1 protein-coding gene is annotated in these 369 nt (G+C 61.0%); it reads right to left on the reverse strand.

Features of this window, described 5'->3' with window-relative positions:
- The coding region (locus HMPREF2716_RS10060) for a cbb3-type cytochrome c oxidase subunit I (RefSeq protein ID WP_177343800.1) at positions 1-369 on the reverse strand (369 nt) is incomplete at both ends.

Consider the following 369-nt stretch of genomic DNA (forward strand, 5'->3'; position numbering starts at 1 on the left):
TAGTGCAGGTGGTGCGGGCCGGCCCAGATGTACAGGGTGATCAGCGCCCAGAAGTGGACGATGGACAGCCGGTAGGAGTAGACCGGGCGCCCGGCTTGCTTGGGCACGAAGTAGTACATCATGCCGAGGAAGCCGGTGGTCAGGAAGAAGCCTACGGCGTTGTGCCCGTACCACCACTGGACCATGGCATCGGTGGCGCCGGAGTACATCGAGTAGGACTTGAACCAGCTCACCGGCAGCGACATGTGGTTGACGATGTGCAGCATCGCGGTGGTCAGGATGAACGAGCCGAAGAACCAGTTGCCGACATAGATGTGCTTGACCTTGCGCTTGATCAGGGTGCCGAAGAACACCACCGCGTAGGCGACC

The organism is Pseudomonas sp. HMSC076A11, from assembly GCF_001810205.1.
In the GTDB taxonomy this organism is placed as follows: Bacteria; Pseudomonadota; Gammaproteobacteria; order Pseudomonadales; family Pseudomonadaceae; genus Pseudomonas; species Pseudomonas aeruginosa.